Consider the following 19696-nt stretch of genomic DNA (forward strand, 5'->3'; position numbering starts at 1 on the left):
CTTGAACATGTTCTCCAAGTTCAAAGGCGCGACGAAATATCCCGTTACTTGCCCCTCCGCGTCAAGGATAGAGGCATAAAGATTGACGAAGGACTGATTTTCCAGGAAATATTCGCTGCTGTTCTGGATGAGCCCGCTGGTTGTGCGCATGGATTCAAGGCTCACATCTGCACGCAGATAACTTTCGGCGCCTTCCTGGGAAAGTGCCTGAAGGCTCCCATTTTCGAGCTGCCATGCATCCACAAAAATGCCCTCAGCATCAAGCTGGATTAACAATTTCGTTTGATCCGCATGGGTATCCAGGTAGGCTGCGATGATTGCCTTTTGATCCGCTTCAGGGAGCAACCCGTCAGGAAAATCATTGAACGTCATTTCCCTAGAAAAATGATGGAGCGATAAAGAACGATTTTCGATGAGGAGCTCCAGGTTGTCCGTCACGTAATTCAAGGTGCGCATAAGCTGTTCTTGGCCGCTCTTGACGGCATTCCGTTGCACAGAATTGAAGCTTCCTGCGATAGTAATCAGGGTGATCCCTATGATCAATAACAATCCTGTCATGATGATATTGATAAAACGAGTCGTTGGTTTGTTTTCCATCATTAAAGCCCTTTCCAAAAAAATACAATATTGAAATAACCACTTGACAAAACGATGTTCTGCTTGCGAAACTAGAGAACATTGAGGAGGAAAAATATGAACAATCAAAAAATACTCGTCGTTGATGACGATATCGCAATCCGGCGCCTGATTTGGAAGTCGCTGCAATCAACGGGTGTTCTTATTTACCAAAGTGATTCCATCGAAAAAACACTGGATATCATGACCCGTGTGACTTTTGATCTTTTTCTGTTGGATATCAGTCTGGAATATGAGAATGACGGCTATCATCTGGCGCAGTTGATCCGTGCCGACTACCCGTTAACCCCTATTATATTTATAAGCGGCAAAAAAAGCGAGACCGATATCATCAACGGTCTCGAAACAGGGGCGGATTATTATATTACAAAACCTTTTTCGCCAAATCTTTTGCGGGCTCAAATTTTGAGCACGTTGCAAAGAATGAAGACCATCCAGTCACAAAAATCAAATCCAACCAGCCGTGTCCTCAAAGTGGGCGATTTTACTTTCGACAAAAATCTATATCAACTGCAGAAGCGGGGGCAGGATATCGCCCTGTCATCCAAAGAAATCCAATTGATGCTGTTTTTCCTGGAAAATCCGAATCAAGTTTTTTCGAAGGAGCAGATCTATGCGAATGTATGGAATGATGGGGAGATGGACAATAACCTGATCATGGTTTACATCAGCTATCTGCGCAACAAGATTGAGGATGACTCGAAAAAGCCGCGTTATTTGAAGACTGTCTGGGGAATCGGCTATACGTTCAGCCCAGACGGCGAGTAAGATCAGAACAAATTTTCCAATTTTGCAAAAAAGATACCTAAGGATAAAAGATCGGCAGCTCCGCCTGGGCTCAAGTGTCTTTCTATCAAGACCAGGTCATAGCTGTACATCAACTCTTTCAGGTTTCCTTCATGTGAATCTTGCAGGAGTTGTTTTGCTTCCATTTTGACTGTCTGCCAGGCGTCGATGCCTCCGCGGTGGATGATGTTGCCATCTTCAACTTGGCTCATCAACAGGAGCAGCGCCTTTAATAATAGTGATTCAATGGGCTGACTTTGATTTGCTCTTAAAAACGGCAAAACCAGTTCGCTCAAGGCAGGGTAGCCGGCTTCGGCTTCGCCGCGGATACCGGTGATGCCATAGCCGAGGTATAATTTTTCTCCATACGTCAAGGAGGTTTTGGCAGCGAGATCGGCAAAATCATCCGTCACCAATCCATGACTCATTTCTTGGGCATAGGAGAGTACTTCTTGCGTATCATTTTGTGTGAAAGGAGGCTGCAGACCCCGACCGATGCAAGCACCGGTCGCCCCCAACAGTACAGCGAAAGAGAAGTTGGCGCCTTTGTGCGTATTGATGTTTTTGGTGGCAGCCAGCATCGCTTTTTCGGCGTGGACGCCCATTGAGCGGACTTTATGGAACAACTCTTTTGCGGTTCCTTTATGTTCGATCCCTAATTTTACATATTGGTACAGGTAAGGGCTCAGGCTGACGATGCTGTCCAAAAAAGTGAAGAAGTCCATATCGGAGTGGGCACCGCTGTTGTTGCGGTCCACCAGACCGGGTTTCGGCGTCAATGCTACCTCATAAAGGAGAGCTTTCTCGGCTTGCCCGGCAATTTCGACGAGCAGCTCATTCATTGGTTTCAAAGTCAATTTTACGTTTCTCCATTTCTTTGACGATAAAATTCAGCGAGCGATCCAAATGTTCATGGGTGATGAGTTGAATCTGGAGCGCATCTTGTGTCTTCATCCCACGGTAGATCAACCAGTGTTCCGCCAATGCGAAATCACGCCTTTCCTTCGAACTGATCGAAATGTCCCTGAAGTACATCAAGTATTCTGAAAGCTTCAAAACGATGGACTTCAAGCGTTGCATCTGGCTTTTATCGTATATGAAATCATTGAATTCCAAAAATTTCTGCTGCAATTCATCGACTTTATCTTCTTGATTCAGATCTTCGCAGTGTTCCAAATGCAGGCGCATCACTTTGAAATCCTCGGCTGTCATCAGCTTCATGGCTGTTGTGGTAGCGAGGGTATCCAACGCTTTGCGGATATCGTAAATTTCGTAGGCATCTTTGATGCTGATGCCTTTTACGACGACGCCGACTCCAGGGACGTGTTTCACTAAATCTTCTTCGGTCAACTTTTTCAGAGCGTAGCGGATGGGTGTGCGGCTGATGTTCATGTTTTCGGAGAACTCTTTTTCGTTGATGCGTTCCCCGGCTGGGATTTCGCCTAATATGACGGTCTTGCGGAAAGCCTCGTAAATCAGGTCTTTAAGCGGCTTATTCTGGCTAAGGTCCAAATTTTTGCTGACTGCTTTGATTATAGTGCTCATCTTTTTCCCCTTCATCCTATTATTTTTTGGTTAACTGTCGGTTAGTACTTTATGAGAGCGATTCCTTTATACTAAAAAGCCGAGCAGAGTCGCCCGGCTTTCCAGTCCTTATAAGGATTATACGTTTTTTTATTGCGGGATGTAAAGCGGCATTTGGCCGAACAATACGATTGTCACTAGGAAGATAACGAAGATTCCAAGCGCATATTTCGCAGATTCTTTCTGCCAAGCACCCATATCCAAACCAGTCAAACGAAGCAACAGGTAGATGAATGCTACCAATGGGCTAAGTAAGTGGAACGCTTGACCCATCAGGGAAGCCAAAGCCATTTGCATGTTTGTGAATCCGTAAGAGCGGCCAGCTTCAGCCAATACAGGCAACACACCGAAGTAGAAGCCATCATTGGAGATGAAGAAAGTACCTGGTGCAGAGATAAGGGCGATGATGATTCCCCAGAAACCTGCCAATTGTTTAGGAATGATTGTTGCGAAGCTTTCTGCCAAAGCAGTAGCCATTCCGGAACCTTGGAACAAGCCCATGAATACGCCAGCAGCGAATACTAAGATAACTACTTGAACAGCGTCGCCGCCGTTTGCGCCGATACGGGAAGATTGATCTTTAAGAGCAGGGTAGTTGACCATCAAAGCGATACACGTACCAACCAAGAACAACATCAATGGTGGCATTGAGATAGCTTCGATGAATGATCCAGCAACCAACCAACCAATCAAGCCGATTGTAAGGATACCATTGAATGCGAAGTTTTGTGGACGACGGATTTCTTGTGTTTCAGGGTCAGTAACAGTAGTCATTTCATCGATTTCTTCATCAGTCAGGACTTTAACGCCTAGACGAGCGCGTTCTTTGCGGCCCATGTGTGGAGCAACCCAGAAAGTGACATAAAGTAAAGCCAATACCATACCAGGAGCAAGGTAAGAAAGGATGCTTGCATCAACTTCCAGAACAGCCATCGCACGAGCAGTAGGACCGCCCCATGGAAGCAAGTTCATGATTGTGTTTTGCAGGATAACCAAGACAGCAAGGTTCATCAGGTTCATGTTTAATTTCTTATAGATAGGAATAAAAGCTGAACAGCAGATCAAAGTTGTTGTAGTACCGTCACCATTCAAGGAAACAGTGGCAGCAACGACAGCAGTTGCCATCAAGACTTTCATCGGATCGCCTTTAGCGAAGTGGATCATTTTTTTGGTGATAGGGTCGAATAGACCAGTATCCAACATGATAGAGAAGTAAAGAATAGCGAACAATAACATGATACCAGTTTTAGAAGTTGTGGTTACCCCTTCCAAAACAAATTCCCCGATGTTTCCAGAGGTAACACCCGTTGCCATAGCAATAAGCGTAAAAACAAGTGGGATGATTACTAATGCGGTGAACGGTGATAATTTCTTTTTCATGATCACGTACATGAAGATCGCGATCATTCCATAAGACAATACTGTAAGTAACATTTTTTTTCTCCTTCCGACTATAAAAAAGTTTTTTGAGAGTGCCTGATTCCTTTGATAGTCAAACTAGGAAGTGAATAGATTCACATTTCTTCTAATTTAAAAATCCCAAAGTTGTTTGGGCTGTCTCTCTAAGAGCAATAATAGTTACTTTGCAAGTTAATTGAAAGCCGTTACTTTGAAAAAACACAAAAAACACACCGAAATTGAAACGCTTTCTTAAATGCGGCTTAATCAAATATTAAAAAAGTCTTAAATGCCTGCAAACGTTGATATGACAACGTTTCTGTTGTTTGGCCGTTTTTGAGAACATAAAAAAAACAATAAAATGGGCTTATTGACCTGTTTTTAATGAGAGAAATTTCTATAATGGGATTAAATCCATAGAAAGGACGTGAGAAAATGATTTTTTTCAAAGGTTTCTTTGGGAAAAAGGACACAATAGTACCTGCGCCAGTACCGCCAGTAACTGTTTCTGCAAATGCACCCGTGAATGATCTGATTGAAATTCCAGCTTTTATACCCACTGATCCGAATGAATATGAATTAGTCAGTGTCATCGCGACAGCAATCGCTGCAGGAGATCATCCTAAATCGCAGTTTGTGGTAAAGAATATTATGAAGCGTAATCCCGAGGCTCATCTTGTTTCGCTGATTTCCGCAAGCCTTGCGGCAGGCACTATGCCTGAAAGTAAATTTGTCGTAAAAAAAATAAGTCAGGTTAAATAATAAGGAGGAATTATAAATGTTAAGAAAATTTAAGATCGCAATCGATGGTAAGGAATACTTAGTGGAAATGGAAGAAATCGGTGGCATGCCACAACCGGTTCAAGCACCAGTTGCAGCAGCACCGGCAGCTCCAGTAGCGGCACCAGCAGAACAAGCAGCACCTGCACCAGTTGCAGCGCCAGTTTCAGCAGCTTCAGGAGACGCAATGACATCCCCAATGCCAGGAACTATCCTAAGAGTGTTAGTGAACATCGGCGATGAAGTAAAAGAAAATCAACCATTGATGATTCTTGAAGCGATGAAGATGGAAAATGAAGTTGTGGCAAACCATGCTGGTAAAGTAGCTGGAATCCATGTGAACCAAGGTCAAGTCGTAAATGCCGGCGATGCATTAATCACAATCGCATAATCATTTTATTAGGAGGAAGTGAATAAATGGAGACATTATTAGCAGGAATTACATCCATTACGATGGGCCAAATCGTGATGATGCTTATCGGGGCTACCCTGATTTATTTAGGAATAAAGAAAGAGTACGAACCTACATTACTGGTGCCTATGGGACTTGGTACAATCTTGGTCAACTTCCCAGGAACAGGCGTTCTGACCCAAATGGTCAACGGAACTGAATCAGAGGGCGTTTTGGATGTTCTCTTCAAAGCAGGTATCAGCACAGAGCTTTTCCCGTTGCTGATTTTCATCGGTATCGGAGCCATGATCGATTTCGGGCCGCTATTGCAAAACCCATTCATGTTATTGTTCGGTGCTGCCGCTCAATTCGGTATCTTCTTTGTAATCGTAGTCGCTATCTTCTTCGGATTCGACATCAGAGAAGCTGCTTCAATCGGTATCATCGGTGCCGCTGACGGCCCGACTGCCATCTTCGTATCCAACCAACTGGCACCGAGCCTATTGGGACCGATCACCGTTGCCGCTTATTCTTATATGGCGCTTGTTCCAATCATCCAACCGATCGCCATCAAAGCTGTCACAACCAAAGCAGAACGTCGCATCCGCATGACTTATAAAGCGGAAGGCGTATCCAAAATGACAAAAATTCTTTTCCCGATCATCATTTCGATCGTTGCCGGTTTTATCGCACCAATTTCCCTTCCGTTGGTAGGTTTCCTGATGTTCGGTAACTTGTTGCGCGAATGTGGCGTTTTGGACAGACTTTCATTGACTGCCCAAAACGAATTGGTCAACATCATCAGTATCCTGTTGGGGCTTACAATTTCCGTAAAAATGCAGGCTGACTTGTTCTTGAATTTCCAAACACTGATGATCATCGCTTTCGGTTTGGTTGCCTTCATCATGGACACAATCGGCGGCGTATTGTTCGCAAAACTGCTGAACTTGTTCAGAACCGAAAAAATCAATCCGATGATCGGTGGTGCCGGTATTTCCGCATTCCCAATGTCAAGCCGTGTTATCCAAAAAATGGCTACTGACGAAGATCCTCAAAACTTTATTTTGATGTATGCTGTCGGTGCTAACGTATCCGGGCAAATTGCATCTGTTATCGCTGGTGGTTTAGTACTTGCCTTCTTTAGCTAAGAAGGTTCATTGAAAGGAGAATTATTATGGTATTTGATCCAGAAGCTTTAAAAATTGCATTTGAATTGATGCTTTTCGGTATGGGCGGCATCTTCCTAGTCCTATTCCTCCTGTATGTTGTATCGATTGTATTGATCAAACGTTTTCCAGCCTAAAAATAAAACAAAGAAGGCTTACCTATGTATGAACTGAAAAGAATCTGGATAACGCGTGTTCCAGCGGACAAAAAAGCTTGGGAGGATCTATTATCCTTAGGCGGATTGGTCCCGGACGAGCAAGTCGACTATACAGTAGGCCTCTATGACCGAAACAAATTAGTCGCTACCGGATCGACTTATCAAAACATCATCAAACTGGTCGCTGTCGATCCTGAGTATCAAAGCGAAAATTTATTGACAAAAATCGTGATGGCTCTATCTTCCAAGCTTCACGATGAGGGCATTATCCACTTCTTTTTGTATACGAAACCCTGCGTGGCGGTTTCCTTTGCGTCGCTTGGCTTTAAAGAGGTCATCCGTACAAATGATATCCTCTTTATGGAACAAGGCTCTCCCGATTTTTCGGATTACTTGGCCTTGCTTGAGAGCCGTAAGAGGGATGCCGATCATGCGGGAGCTATCGTAATGAATGCGAATCCGTTCACCAAAGGTCATTTGTATTTAGTCGAAACGGCTGCTGCGCAAGTTGATGTTCTCTATCTTTTTGTCCTGTCCGATGATCGCTCCGAATTTTCGACGGAAGAGCGATCAATGCTTGTCAAGGCGGGCACACAGCACCTTCCGAATGTGGTCATTCTCCCGACAAGGGATTATCAAGTGTCATCCGCTACTTTCCCATCCTACTTTCTGAAGGATCAGGCAGTAGAAAGCATAGCCCGCGTACAGGCAACGCTGGATGCAACCTTGTTCAAGGAGAGGATCGCGCCTGCTCTCCAGATCAAAACGCGCTTTGTAGGGGAAGAACCATTATCCCCCGTTACAGAGGTATATAACGAGAGTATGCGTGAGATTTTTTCTGATACGCTTGCCCTGACAGTCGTTCCCCGGATCGAACTGGATGGACAGGTCATCAGTGCTACACGTGTACGAAAAGCATTGAAAGAAGATGATTTTCAAACAATTAAAAAACTTGTACCAGCAACAACGTATTTGTATTTAATAGAAAATTATGGAAAAATTAATAGGGGTGAAAAAAGTGGAAATTAAAAAATATGCAGTAGCTGGAACGACTGAATCAAGTGACATCATGATCGTCGTTGAACCTAGTGATAACAATGAAGTTGCAGTGACACTGGATTCAAGCGTGGAAAAACAATATGGCGATCGTATCGAGGAAGTCATCATCGCAACACTTAAAAATCTGGGCATCACAAGCGCGAAAGTATCCGCTGTTGACAAAGGTGCATTGGATTGCACGATCGAAGCGCGTACAGTAACAGCCATTCATCGTGCTGCTGAAAACGACGACTACAACTGGAAGGAGATGGACACATGGAACGTTTAAGAAGAACTATGATGTTTGTCCCTGGCGCAAATGCTGCAATGCTTAGGGATGCACCCCTGTATGGTGCTGATTCAATCATGTTTGACTTGGAGGACGCTGTTTCTCTGAAAGAAAAAGATTCAGCCCGCACATTGGTGCATTTTGCATTGAAAACATTTGATTACAGCAAATCAGAAACAGTTGTACGTATCAATAGTTTAGACACTGTTGGAAAACTAGACATTGAAGCTGTAGTTTTGGCTGGCGTAAATGTTATCAGACTCCCAAAAACAGAAACTGCTCAAGATATCATTGATGTAGATGAAGTAATCACTGAAGTCGAAACAAAATATGGTATCGAAATCGGAACAACTAAAATGATGGCAGCCATCGAATCTGCTGAAGGTACACTGAATGCTCGTGAAATCGCAAAAGCATCTACTCGTTTAATCGGGATTGCATTAGGCGCAGAAGACTACGTAACAAACATGAAAACAAAACGCTACCCTGACGGACAAGAATTGTTCTTCGCAAGAAGCTACATTCTTCATGCTGCTCGTGCAGCTGGAATTGCTGCTATTGATACAGTTTACTCTGACGTTGACAATGTACAGGGCTTCTCCAGAGAAGTTGAACTTGTTAAACAACTTGGTTTTGATGGTAAATCTGTTATTAATCCTCGTCAAATCCCAATCGTGAACAAGATTTACGCACCAACAGAAAAAGAAATTCAAAATGCAAAAGAAGTTATCTGGGCAATCAGAGAAGCAGAAGAAAAAGGTTCAGGCGTTATCTCATTGAAGGGTAAGATGGTTGACAAACCAATTGTTGAACGTGCACAACGCGTTATTGCATTGGCCAAAGCGGCTAAACTGATTAACGAGGAGGAAATTTAATAATGGCCATCAATAAAGTTGGAAAAGACATTCCTGAAGTATTTGCTCAACAATACGGTGTTTATGACGGGGAATTAGCAAACATCGCTGATTACGAAGAGTCTACTCGTAAACTTCATCCTGTAAAGCCTAACGACAAAAAGATGTTAGGTAGCATTCGTGAAGCGATTGAAAAAACAGGACTTAAAGACGGCATGACAATTTCTTTTCACCATCATTTCCGCGAAGGCGACTTCGTAATGAACATGGTTATGGATCAAATTGCTAAAATGGGTTTCAAAAACATTTCTATCGCACCAAGCTCCATTGCAAATGTTCATGAACCATTAATTGGACATATTAAATCAGGTGTTGTGACAAACATTACATCAAGCGGATTACGTGATAAAGTTGGGGCAGCTATTTCCCAAGGTATCATGGAAAACCCTGTTGTGATTCGCTCTCATGGTGGACGTGCCAGAGCAATCGTCCGTGGAGATATCCATATCGATGTTGCTTTCTTAGGCGCTCCAAGTTCTGATGAATATGGTAATGTGAATGGAACATCAGGAAAAACAACGTGCGGATCTTTAGGCTACGCTATGGTAGATGCAAGGTATGCTGATAAAGTTGTCGCTATTACTGACTCATTGATGCCTTATCCAAACACACCAATCAGTATTCCTCAAACAGATGTTGATTATGTTGTTGTCGTTGATGCAATTGGCGATCCTGAAGGAATTGCTAAAGGGGCAACACGGTTCACTAAAAACCCTAAAGAACTATTGATTGCAGAATATGCTTCTAAAGTAATCATTAATTCTCCTTATTATAAACAAGGTTTCTCTTTCCAAACAGGTACCGGTGGAGCATCTCTTGCTGTAACGCGCTTCTTGAAAGATTCTATGATTGAAGATGGTATCAAAGCTAGCTTTGCTTTAGGTGGTATTACTAACGCAATGGTAGAATTGCTTGAAGAAGGACTTGTTGGAAAAATCATCGACGTGCAAGATTTTGACCATCCATCTGCTGTTTCTTTAGGAAAAAATGTGAACCATTATGAAATTGATGCAAACATGTATGCTTCTCCATTAAGCAAAGGCGCTGTCATCAATCAATTGGATACAGCTATTTTATCTGCGCTAGAAATCGATACCGACTTTAACGTGAATGTTATAACAGGTTCTGATGGTGTTATTCGTGGCGCTTCAGGCGGACACTCAGACACAAGTGCAGCATGTAAAATGAGTTTGGTTATTTCACCACTTATTCGTGGACGTATCCCAACAATTGTTGATACAGTAAATACTGTCGTTACACCAGGCGCTAGTGTAGATGTAGTTGTTACCGAAGTTGGTATTGCTATCAATCCTGAACGTAAAGATTTAATTGAACACTTCAGTAATCTTGATGTTCCTCAATTTACAATTGAACAATTAAAAGACATTGCATATTCTGTAGTAGGAGCACCAGAACCTATTGAATACGGAAACAAAGTAGTTGCTTTAATCGAATACCGTGATGGCACGATAATCGATGTGGTAAAAAATGTCTAATACAACCCTTTTTACTGAAGGAGAACGCGTTACTTTAGCAGAAATGTTGGCGGTGCGTGAAAAACGTGTCGCCATCCAACGGGAACTATTGAGCAGTCAGAAAGAGGATAGCCTCTTGATGGCACTCATGAATATTCCGGGTCCGATAAAAAACAATCAACAGTTGGAGGCCGTCTTTACTGAAGTTCTGGAACGCATAGAAGAAGTGCTGGGCAATGATCTGCCGCAAGCTTCCCTCTACCGGAACCTGAAGACAGGGGCGGAATACTTTTTCCTTTCGCCATTGACGCCTGCGCAACTGAAGGAAAAAATGGTGATGATCGAAGAAACGCATCCTTTCGGCCGATTGTTTGACCTGGATGTTCTTTGGATGGAAGGCAATGATCTGAAGAGCATCAGCCGGACAGAGTTAGGCCTGAATACGAGACGCTGCTTCATCTGCAATCGTGATGCAAAAGATTGCGGCCGCAGCCGTCGCCACACTATAGAAGAAATGCAAGAAGCCATTTCTAAAATAATACAAGAAGGAAGTGACCAATTACATGACTAAAGAAATCCGTTTTATGGAAACGGTCTTGCGTGATGGTCAACAAAGTTTGATTGCAACACGTATGCCACTATCAGATATGTTGCCGATCATCAAAACCATGGATGAAGCCGGCTACCACTCCATCGAAATGTGGGGAGGCGCCACCTTTGATTCTTGTATCCGTTATTTGAACGAGGATCCTTGGGAACGTCTGCGTACGATCCGCAAAGAAGTCAAAAATGCAAAATTGCAGATGCTTTTGCGTGGCCAAAACTTATTGGGATACAAACACTATTCCGATGATGTCGTCAGCGCATTTGTCGAAAAATCAATCGAAAACGGTATCGATGTTGTGCGTGTCTTCGATGCGTTGAATGACCTGCGCAACCTGAAGACAGCCATCGATATCACCAAAAAGGCTGGCGGACATTGCCAGACTGCTATCTCTTATACAACCAGCGAATTCCACACAGTCGACTATTTCGTCGGTTTGACGAAGGAAATGGCTAAAATGGGCGCAGATTCCATCTGCATCAAGGATATGGCCGGCGTTTTGACGCCAGCTGTCGCTTTTGAATTGGTAAGCAAAATCAAAGCTGCAGTTGATTTGCCTTTGGAAGTCCACACACATGCGACAAGCGGCATTGCTGAAATGACGTACCTGAAGGCTGTTGAAGCCGGTGCTGATATCATCGACACAGCCATCTCCCCGTTTGCTGGCGGCACAAGCCAACCAGCTACGGAGTCCGTCGCAATCGCGTTGGAAGGTCTGGGCTACAACACGGGTCTTGATATGAATAAACTGGCAGAAATCGCCGATCACTTTGCACCAATCCGGGATCGTTTCCGCAACGATGGCATCCTGAACCCTAAAGTGAAGGACGTCGAGCCGAAAACATTGCTGTATCAAGTACCAGGCGGCATGCTTTCCAACTTGTTGAGCCAACTGACTGAACAAGGCTTGCAGGACAAATACGACGATGTATTGGCAGAAGTTCCGAAAGTGCGTGCGGACTTAGGCTATCCTCCATTGGTTACACCGTTATCGCAAATGGTCGGTACGCAAGCCTTGATGAACGTCATCTCAGGTGAGCGCTACAAACTTGTGCCTAACGAAATCAAGGAATATGTAAGAGGTCAATACGGCAAACCGCCAGTAGCGATTTCTGCAGAAATCACGAAAAAAATCATCGGCAACGAAGGCATCACAACAGTGAGACCTGCCGACCTGATCTTGCCGCAAATGCCTAAATTTGAAAAAGAGATCAGCCAATACGCTAAATCCACAGAAGACGTCTTGATGTACGCTTTGTTCCCGCAACAAGCAAAAGACTTCCTTGGACGCAGAGAAGACAGATTCTACGATGTTCCAGTACAGACGATCGATGTTTCCATCGACGTACAATAATCCTAGAGTAATCAAAAACTTCAAGCCAACCTTAATCGGTTCGCTTGAAGTTTTTTTGTGGTTAAGGAGATCATCACCGAAATTTTGAAGCAGGTCATCCAGGACGGCAAAGGGATCGAAGTGAACACGTCCTCGCACCGATATGGCCTGAAGGATCTGACACCATCCAGAGCCATTTTGAGGCTATACAAGGACTTGAACGGCAAAATTGTGACCATCGGGTAGCGACAGCCATGAAAAGCACCACCTGGGGGCATATATCGAAGATACCAAGTTGGAATTGAATGCGTTGGGCTATGAGCAGTACTGCACCTTCGAAGGGATGCAACCGATATTCCACGAATTATAGAACGACAAAAAGAAGAGCCGAATGCCCGCGGGCGTTTCGGCTCTTCTTTTGTGATTTGGTTGTATGATTGTCTGGTCTGGGTTCGAGATTGTGGCGAGATTCCCCGTCAAAATGGTTCTAACGGGGAATCTCGCGTTGTCCGCGATCGTTTTTCCCCGCCAAGGGGGTTTCGGCGGTTTTTCTGACTGTGATTCGAATGGATTTTCCCCGCCAAAATGGTTTTGACGGGTTATTTCAGAGCACAAATTCAATTCCTATTCATTTCTTCTATCGTCACTTATCCCAAATCTGTTTGGTGGAAAGGCCGGCAAGCAGGCGGCTGTTCTGGTTGCGTTTGACCAGGTTGTTGATCCTGCGCTCCTCGTAGCCGGCGCAAATCATCTTTTCTTCCTCCGACTCGGGCAGAATCAGCGGCATAATAAAGTCCGGATCCGAGCTGTCGGTGATGACGAAAGTCAGGAAAGCGTAGGCGCAGATGCGGCTTTCGCATGTGCGTACATCCGTGGCTGTAAGTTTGGCGAAGGCTTCCACGGAAGTGTTCCCGCAGCCGGAAACATAAGCCTCCACGTAGATGGCCTCATTTTTCCGGACGGGTTGAATGAAAGCGACCAAATCGACAGTCGCAGTGAAGGAAGGCCGCTTGACGAAATTGAACACGGCCCTGCCGCAGGCTGAGTCGAAGTGCGACATGATTTCGCCGCCGAACAGGGTATCTTTATCGTTCAATTCGCTGTAGGACACGAACGCAGTGCGCACGTTCCGCGTCTGGTTGCATGTCAGTTCTTTTTTTGTATGGTCCATATCATCATTCCTTGTTTGGATTATTTTTTTCATTGTATCACAGCTTTTGGCTTCAGAAGTGTCTTCCGGTTGCTTTTGCATTTTGCCGATCGAGGCTTCTGGTTTGTATCCGTTTGCATAACGTTATAAAATGGATACAAGAGAGGCGTTGCCTGTCAAAAGGTAACGCTCTGCTTGCATCTGTCCGCCGAAACCAGCAGAAGAAAAGAGGGTTCGCCAATGAACAGAAAACTGATGCGCATGCTGATTGTTGCCGCTTATATCCTTCTCCCTGTACTTATCGCCGCAGTCGCACTCAGGAACAGGAGCTTCCTTTCCGCAGGCCCGCCTTTTCTGGGCATAGTGGCCTATTCTTGGCTTTTGACGGGTGTCATCATCGCATCCCGGCCGAGGTTCATCGAACAATACTTCAGCTTGGACAAGCTGAATCGATTCCATGCCATCATGGCAGTCGTCGCCTTGTCAATCGGAGTCACGCATAAATTATGGGTGACGATTCTATGGGGATGGGTATACCGCTATTCTACCATCTTCGGGGACTTGGCCATCATCTTTTTTTTGACCATCGCCGTCCTTTCTGCCCTCATCATGACGAACTGGTTCGGACGAAAAAAAATCGTCAAAACGGCCAAAACAACCCTCAAAAAATATCCAATCGCCAACTACGAGAAAATGAAATTCATCCATAATTTCAACATTGTCGCAGCCGCTTTTTTGGCTATCCATGTCTTGACCATGACCATTATTGTGCAAGGCGACTACCTTGCCGCCGCCATCCTGGGAGGCTATTTCGCTTTGGCGTTTGGCTTGTACATCAACCACAAATTCCTCAAACCCGCCAGACTCAAGAAAAACCTGTTCACCGTCACCGCCACAATACCGGAAAAGGGCAATGTACTGGAAGTTCATCTGAAGCCTGACAATGGCGAACTATTCCCTTACCAAGCTGGACAGTTTGTCTTTCTGCGCCTATATGACGAACAGTATTCATCGGAAGAGCATCCATTCTCGCTGATCAGTGCCCCTCAGGATAGGGAAGAAGTCGCGTTGGCTATCAAGGATTCCGGGGATTACACCCACCGGTTCCAAACGCTGCAGCCAGGAGTCAAAGCATCGCTTGAAGGCCCTCATGGAGGCATGTGGCATGTTCAAGAAGGTATGCACGATAAAGCAGTGAGCATGGTCATGTTTGCGGGAGGCATCGGGATAACGCCAATGCTAGGCATACTGGAAAACAGCGCACGCCTACAATTTCCGAACAGAACGATATTGATTTGGAGTCTGAAAAATCAGGATGAATTTGGGTTTACCGATAAGCTTCAATCGTTGAAGGACAGGCTCCCTGATTTCCGTTTGGTGCCATTCTTTGCCAATGAGAGCGGCTTTCTCGATGAAGGGAAAATCGATAAGATTCTCCAGGATAATGAAATCCGATTTGAGGCTGCCGAATACCTGTTGTGCGGACCGCCGCCATTCATGAATGCAGTCGAGGCAGTTTTGCTTAAAAAAGGTGTTCCCAAAGACCGCATCCATTATGAAACTTTTGGTTTATGATGAAGGAGGAAACAACATGACCACAATGAAATTGAGCATGATGCTGCAAGCAGGCATAGCCGGCCTGTTGTTGGTCGCATGTGCGCCTGCCACTGTCGAAGATAGCGCAACAACGAGTTCCGAAGTCGTATCGGTCAGCAGTTCCTCTGAAGAGGGCGCAACGGACAGTTCCGCCACAGAAAGGCGGACCTTCACGCTCGAAGAACTCAGCCAATACAACGGCAAAGATGGCCAGCCGGCTTATGTAGCCGTCGATGGGGTAGTCTACGACGTCACAAATGTGGAAGCATGGAAAGACGGAAACCATAAAATGGGATTGACTGCAGGCAATGAACTGACGGAAGAAATCACCAACCAGTCGCCTCACGGCCTAAAGGTCCTTGAAGGTCTGCCGATAGTCGGCGAGCTTGTCGAATGATTTTATGAGAATAAACCAGGAAATGGAGCCTTCCTTGGGAGAGCTCCATTTTCTGGTTAATCGGATACTTTGACAAAAAAGTGACAATCCTGTGGGGCTTCTTTTTTGTGCGTCGCGGGTTTTCTAAAGTGTTTTTTGATCAAGTGAAATGGCTTCATAGAGCGGTTTCCAAAAAGTAATAGGGCTAGCCGTTATGCGCTTCAGGCCAACGGTTCAATTTTGAACAGAATCCGAACCTTTTGAAAACGGGGTGTAAGTGCCTTCATTTTTTCGGATAAAATGCCTATACTTGTTCTTGTAGGAAAGACGGTGCTGATGCCAATGCGCTGCAGTATCGATCTGTTCCAGAACTATTTTGAGAGGGGACAAATCATGAGAGTCGATTTAACTACTAAACCTTATAACCTGGATGCCGAGGGAATCAATTGGGTCAAAGATACGATCGCAGGCATGTCTGTCGAAGAAAAAATCGGACAACTGTTCATCAATATGGGATCAGAACGCACGGAGGAATATTTGACTGGCGTATTGAATAACTATCACATCGGGGGAGTCCGCTACAATCCTGGCATGGCAGAAGAAGTATATGAGCAAAACAAAATTCTGCAGGAAAACAGCAAAATTCCTTTATTGATTGCTGCAAACACGGAAGCAGGCGGAAACGGCGCATGTAAAGACGGCACGTATGTCGGTGTTGAAGTGAAAATCGCTGCTACAAACGACACGAAGTACGCCTATGAAATGGGCCGCGTTTCCGGTGTGGAAGCTGCTGCTATCGGTTGCAACTGGAGTTTCGCTCCAATCGTGGACATCAACCGCAACTGGCGCAATCCGATCATCGCAACACGTACATGGAGTGGCGATGTGGATAAAACCATCGCTTTGTCGTTGGCTTACATGAAGGGGATCCAAGAAAGCGGCATCGCACCAGCGGCAAAACACTTCCCTGGAGACGGAATCGACGAACGCGACCAACATTTATCATTCAGCGTAAACCCATATTCCACTGAAGAATGGGATGCTACTTTCGGAAAAGTGTACGGCACTTTGTTCGATGCCGGCTTACCTTCCATCATGGCAGGGCACATCTCCTTGCCTGAATACGTGAAACATTTCAACCCTGAAGCAACTGTTCAAGAACAGATTATGCCGGCTACTTTGAACAAATACATCCTGACTGATCTGTTGCGCGACAAAATGGGCTTCAATGGTCTGGTTGTTACCGATGCCAGCCACATGGTTGCGATGACTTCCGCCATGAAACGCCAAGATATGCTGCCGACAGCTATTGCAGCAGGTTCTGACTTGTTCTTGTTCTTCAACGATCCGGACGAAGATTTCCAATGGATGTTGGACGGCTACAACAACGGCGTCATCACGGACGATCGTTTGGAAGAAGCTTTGACGCGTATTTTGGGTACAAAAGCTGCTTTAGGCCTGCACAAAAAAGCGAAAACAGCAATCTTGCCTTCCAAAGAAGAAGCGATGGCTAAAATCGGCTTGCCTGAAAATAAAGCAATCGCAGTTGAAGTTGCCGACAAAGCGATCACTTTGGTCAAAAACAACCAAAATATCTTCCCGATTTCACCAGAAAAGACAAAACGTGTCCTGTTGGTCAACGTTGAAGGCCACAAAGGTGGTTTCGGCGCAATGATCGGCGGCGAAGCGGTTCGACCTGTCGATACATTGAAAGGGATCCTGGAAGCTGAAGGCTTTGAAGTTTCCATCTGGGAATCCACGGAAGAGCGGATCAACAAATTACCGGAAGAAGAAAGAGCCGCTGCCGTTGCGAACGTATACGCTCAGAAACGTCCGATCAAAGAGTTGATCGCAGCCTACGACTTGATCATCAACGTAGCTTCGGTGCAACCGAATACGGATCAGCGCATCCAATGGCCAGCTTCAAAAGGAACACCGGACATTCCATTTTATGTCCACGAAATCCCGACAATCTTTGTTTCTGTACAAGCACCGAACCACTTGGCTGATGTGCCGCAAGTACAAACATACATCAACACATACGACTCAAAGGACTTCACCTTGCAAGCCTTGGTCAACAAAATGGTAGGCCGTTCCGAATTCACTGGCGTTTCTCCAGTGGACGCATTCTGCGGATTCCTGGATACGCGCTATTAATCGATAAGAAAAAACTTCACAAGTTCGCGCTGCGCGAGCCTGTGGAGTTTTTTTTGCGTTTTTTCCAGTATTGATGCACCATCCCGCCAACCACCATTCCCGAAAACATATTTGCAAGTGCCTGTTAGTGGTGATAAAATGAAAGAAATTTCATTTATCAAAAAATGAATAATAGAGCCTGAAAATGGCCCGAATGCGTACAGCCAGAGGAGGCAAAACGATGAAAAACGAATTGAAGGAAAAGATTCTGAAGATTATTGAAAAGAACAACAAACTGACTGATGAAGAAGTTGCGGTGATGTTGGGCGTGGACACAGAAGTAGTGGCGGTTGCCGTGAAAGAACTGGAAGCGGACAAAATCATCTGCGGCTACCATACTTTGATCAACTGGGACAAGACCGGCGATGACGAAGTTTCTGCCATCATCGAGCTACGCGTAAATCCGCAAAGAGGGTCCGGATTCGATCGCATCGCGGAAAAAGTCTACCAATTCCCCGAAGTGGAGACCGTATTCCTGATGTCCGGCGGGTTCGATTTTATGGTGCAACTGAAGAAAGCTCCGATGAAAGAGATTGCTCTATTTGTTGCGAAACGCCTTTCTGTGATCGACGAAGTACAATCAACCACCACTCATTTCGTATTGAAACGTTATAAAGACCACGGCACGTTGTTCGTGGATGAGGGTGACGACAAACGGATGGTGCTGACTCCATGAGAAATCCGATAAATGCTAAGGTGCGCGAAATCAAACCTTCCGGCATCCGGAGATTTTTTGATATTGCGAATGAGATACCCGGAGTGATCTCGTTGGGTGTAGGCGAGCCCGACTTTGACACCCCTTGGATTGTGCGTGACGAAGGCATGTATACCCTCCAAAAAGGGCGCACCTTCTACACAGCTAATGCCGGTTTGGCCGAACTTCGCCAGGAAATCTGCTTATACTTGGAACGCCGCTATAATCTGCACTATTCCCCCGAGGATGAAACTGTCGTTACGGTAGGCGGAAGTGAAGCCATCGATTTGGCGCTGCGGGCCATGCTGGATCCGGGCGATGAGGTCATCTACGCGGAGCCATGCTATGTTTCCTATCTTCCGTGCATCGTATTGGCTGACGGGGTTCCCGTCGCTATCCCGCTGCAGGAGAAAAACCAATTCCGTTTGACGAAAGAAGAGCTGGAAGCGGCGATCACTCCGAAAACAAAAGTGCTGATTCTTTCTTATCCCAATAATCCGACTGGGGCTGTTATGTCCAAAGAGGACCTGGAAGCGATCGCTGAAGTCATCATCGCCAATGACCTATTCGTCATAACTGATGAAATTTATAGTGAACTTTCCTACAATGGAAATCACTTCAGCATTGCCGCTTTGCCGGGAATGAAGGAACGGACCGTTTACATCAATGGCTTCTCGAAAGGGTATGCGATGACCGGTTGGCGTCTGGGCTATGCAACTGCTCCGCCGATCATTATGGAGCAGATGATCAAAATCCATCAATTCGCCATCATGGCTGCACCGACGACGAGTCAGTACGCCGGTATCGTTGCATTACGGAACTGCGATGACAACGTTGCCGAGATGCGTGAAAGCTACAATCAACGCCGCCGTTATCTAATGAAAGTCCTAAAAGATTTGGACTTGCCATGTTTTGTACCTTATGGCGCCTTTTATATCTTCCCGAACATAACCGAATTCGGTTTGACTTCGGAAGAGTTCGCTACCCGTTTGGTTATGGAGGAAAAAGTGGCCGTTGTGCCTGGAACAGCCTTTGGAGAGAGCGGAGAGGGCTTTATACGTATTTCCTACGCTTATTCAATCGAAGAGCTGAAAGAAGCCTTCGAACACATAAAAAGCTTTATCGAACGCCT

21 protein-coding genes and 1 pseudogene are annotated in these 19696 nt (G+C 45.2%); 17 read left to right on the plus strand and 5 right to left on the minus strand.

Going from position 1 to position 19696, the window contains the following annotated elements:
• Window positions 1-597: hypothetical protein (locus WBV27_RS09595; RefSeq protein WP_424201542.1), on the minus strand; the 597-nt coding region annotated here is incomplete at its 3' end.
• Between the two features lie 96 nt (window positions 598-693).
• Between WBV27_RS09595 and WBV27_RS09600 the strand changes: the two genes are divergently transcribed.
• Window positions 694-1404: a response regulator transcription factor gene (locus WBV27_RS09600; protein WP_424201544.1), complete on the plus strand. Its 711-nt coding sequence runs from the start codon at window positions 694-696 to the stop codon at window positions 1402-1404.
• 2 nt (window positions 1405-1406) lie between these two features.
• Here the strand turns inward: WBV27_RS09600 and citG are convergent, their stop codons facing one another.
• The 3 genes from citG to WBV27_RS09615 form a co-directional block, all read right to left on the minus strand.
• Window positions 1407-2279, minus strand: coding sequence for a triphosphoribosyl-dephospho-CoA synthase CitG (gene citG / locus WBV27_RS09605; protein WP_424201546.1), 873 nt, complete (start codon window positions 2277-2279; stop codon window positions 1407-1409).
• Entirely contained in the window at window positions 2257-2967 is a 711-nt protein-coding gene (locus WBV27_RS09610; protein WP_424201548.1) for a GntR family transcriptional regulator, read from the minus strand. Before WBV27_RS09610 ends, citG begins: the two co-directional genes overlap by 23 nt.
• 129 nt (window positions 2968-3096) lie before the next feature.
• Entirely contained in the window at window positions 3097-4440 is a 1344-nt protein-coding gene (locus WBV27_RS09615; RefSeq protein ID WP_424201550.1) for a CitMHS family transporter, read from the minus strand.
• Window positions 4441-4839: 399 nt separating this feature from the next.
• On the opposite strand from WBV27_RS09615, the gene WBV27_RS09620 reads away from it, so the two are divergent.
• From WBV27_RS09620 to WBV27_RS09670, 11 genes are read left to right on the plus strand one after another with little or no spacing between them, the layout of a single operon-like run.
• Window positions 4840-5166, plus strand: coding sequence for a hypothetical protein (locus WBV27_RS09620; RefSeq protein ID WP_424201552.1), 327 nt, complete (start codon window positions 4840-4842; stop codon window positions 5164-5166).
• 16 nt (window positions 5167-5182) lie between these two features.
• Window positions 5183-5575: an acetyl-CoA carboxylase biotin carboxyl carrier protein subunit gene (locus WBV27_RS09625; protein WP_424201554.1), complete on the plus strand. Its 393-nt coding sequence runs from the start codon at window positions 5183-5185 to the stop codon at window positions 5573-5575.
• Window positions 5576-5601: 26 nt separating this feature from the next.
• Window positions 5602-6723, plus strand: coding sequence for a sodium ion-translocating decarboxylase subunit beta (locus tag WBV27_RS09630; RefSeq protein ID WP_424201556.1), 1122 nt, complete (start codon window positions 5602-5604; stop codon window positions 6721-6723).
• Window positions 6724-6749: 26 nt separating this feature from the next.
• Window positions 6750-6878, plus strand: coding sequence for an OadG-related small transporter subunit (locus WBV27_RS09635; RefSeq protein WP_424201558.1), 129 nt, complete (start codon window positions 6750-6752; stop codon window positions 6876-6878).
• A gap of 24 nt (window positions 6879-6902) precedes the next feature.
• Window positions 6903-7928, plus strand: coding sequence for a [citrate (pro-3S)-lyase] ligase (gene citC, locus WBV27_RS09640; RefSeq protein ID WP_424201559.1), 1026 nt, complete (start codon window positions 6903-6905; stop codon window positions 7926-7928).
• The gene (gene citD / locus WBV27_RS09645) at window positions 7918-8226 is read left to right on the plus strand and encodes a citrate lyase acyl carrier protein (protein ID WP_086987251.1); all 309 of its coding nucleotides are present in this window, start codon (window positions 7918-7920) and stop codon (window positions 8224-8226) included. The genes citC and citD overlap by 11 nt, the downstream gene beginning before the upstream one ends.
• Window positions 8214-9101: a citrate (pro-3S)-lyase subunit beta gene (gene citE / locus WBV27_RS09650; protein WP_424201561.1), complete on the plus strand. Its 888-nt coding sequence runs from the start codon at window positions 8214-8216 to the stop codon at window positions 9099-9101. The genes citD and citE overlap by 13 nt, the downstream gene beginning before the upstream one ends.
• 2 nt (window positions 9102-9103) lie before the next feature.
• Window positions 9104-10636 carry a citrate lyase subunit alpha gene (gene citF / locus WBV27_RS09655; RefSeq protein WP_424201563.1) on the plus strand — a complete coding sequence of 511 codons (1533 nt, stop codon included), beginning with the start codon at window positions 9104-9106 and terminating at the stop codon, window positions 10634-10636.
• Window positions 10629-11186 (plus strand): citrate lyase holo-[acyl-carrier protein] synthase, encoded by a 558-nt coding sequence (gene citX / locus WBV27_RS09660; protein WP_424201565.1) that lies wholly within the window; start codon window positions 10629-10631, stop codon window positions 11184-11186. The genes citF and citX overlap by 8 nt, the downstream gene beginning before the upstream one ends.
• Window positions 11179-12573 carry an oxaloacetate decarboxylase subunit alpha gene (locus tag WBV27_RS09665; protein ID WP_086626839.1) on the plus strand — a complete coding sequence of 465 codons (1395 nt, stop codon included), beginning with the start codon at window positions 11179-11181 and terminating at the stop codon, window positions 12571-12573. Before citX ends, WBV27_RS09665 begins: the two co-directional genes overlap by 8 nt.
• A 57-nt stretch (window positions 12574-12630) precedes the next feature.
• The gene (locus WBV27_RS09670; protein WP_424201568.1) at window positions 12631-12798 is read left to right on the plus strand and encodes a hypothetical protein; all 168 of its coding nucleotides are present in this window, start codon (window positions 12631-12633) and stop codon (window positions 12796-12798) included.
• 397 nt (window positions 12799-13195) lie between these two features.
• Here WBV27_RS09670 and WBV27_RS09675 read toward each other — a convergent pair whose 3' ends face one another.
• Complete coding sequence (locus WBV27_RS09675) at window positions 13196-13723, minus strand: acyl-CoA thioesterase (protein ID WP_424201570.1); 528 nt, start codon at window positions 13721-13723, stop codon at window positions 13196-13198.
• A gap of 219 nt (window positions 13724-13942) precedes the next feature.
• Between WBV27_RS09675 and WBV27_RS09680 the strand changes: the two genes are divergently transcribed.
• From WBV27_RS09680 to WBV27_RS09700, 5 genes and pseudogenes are all read left to right on the plus strand, one after another.
• On the plus strand, window positions 13943-15277 hold the full coding sequence (locus tag WBV27_RS09680; RefSeq protein ID WP_424201572.1) for a ferredoxin reductase family protein: 1335 nt from the start codon (window positions 13943-13945) through the stop codon (window positions 15275-15277).
• A 187-nt stretch (window positions 15278-15464) separates the two neighbouring features.
• Window positions 15465-15695, plus strand: a pseudogene (locus WBV27_RS09685) (cytochrome b5 domain-containing protein); the annotation flags it as partial.
• Window positions 15696-16067: 372 nt separating this feature from the next.
• A complete protein-coding gene (locus WBV27_RS09690; protein ID WP_424201574.1) occupies window positions 16068-17831 on the plus strand; it encodes a glycoside hydrolase family 3 protein in 1764 nt (587 codons plus the stop codon).
• A gap of 232 nt (window positions 17832-18063) precedes the next feature.
• Window positions 18064-18546: an Lrp/AsnC family transcriptional regulator gene (locus WBV27_RS09695; protein ID WP_349681719.1), complete on the plus strand. Its 483-nt coding sequence runs from the start codon at window positions 18064-18066 to the stop codon at window positions 18544-18546.
• On the plus strand, window positions 18543-19696 hold a 1154-nt coding region (locus WBV27_RS09700; protein ID WP_424201576.1), incomplete at its 3' end, for an aminotransferase class I/II-fold pyridoxal phosphate-dependent enzyme. The genes WBV27_RS09695 and WBV27_RS09700, both read left to right, overlap by 4 nt.

It is taken from the genome of Trichococcus sp. (assembly GCF_049589555.1).
In the GTDB taxonomy this organism is placed as follows: Bacteria; Bacillota; Bacilli; order Lactobacillales; family Aerococcaceae; genus Trichococcus.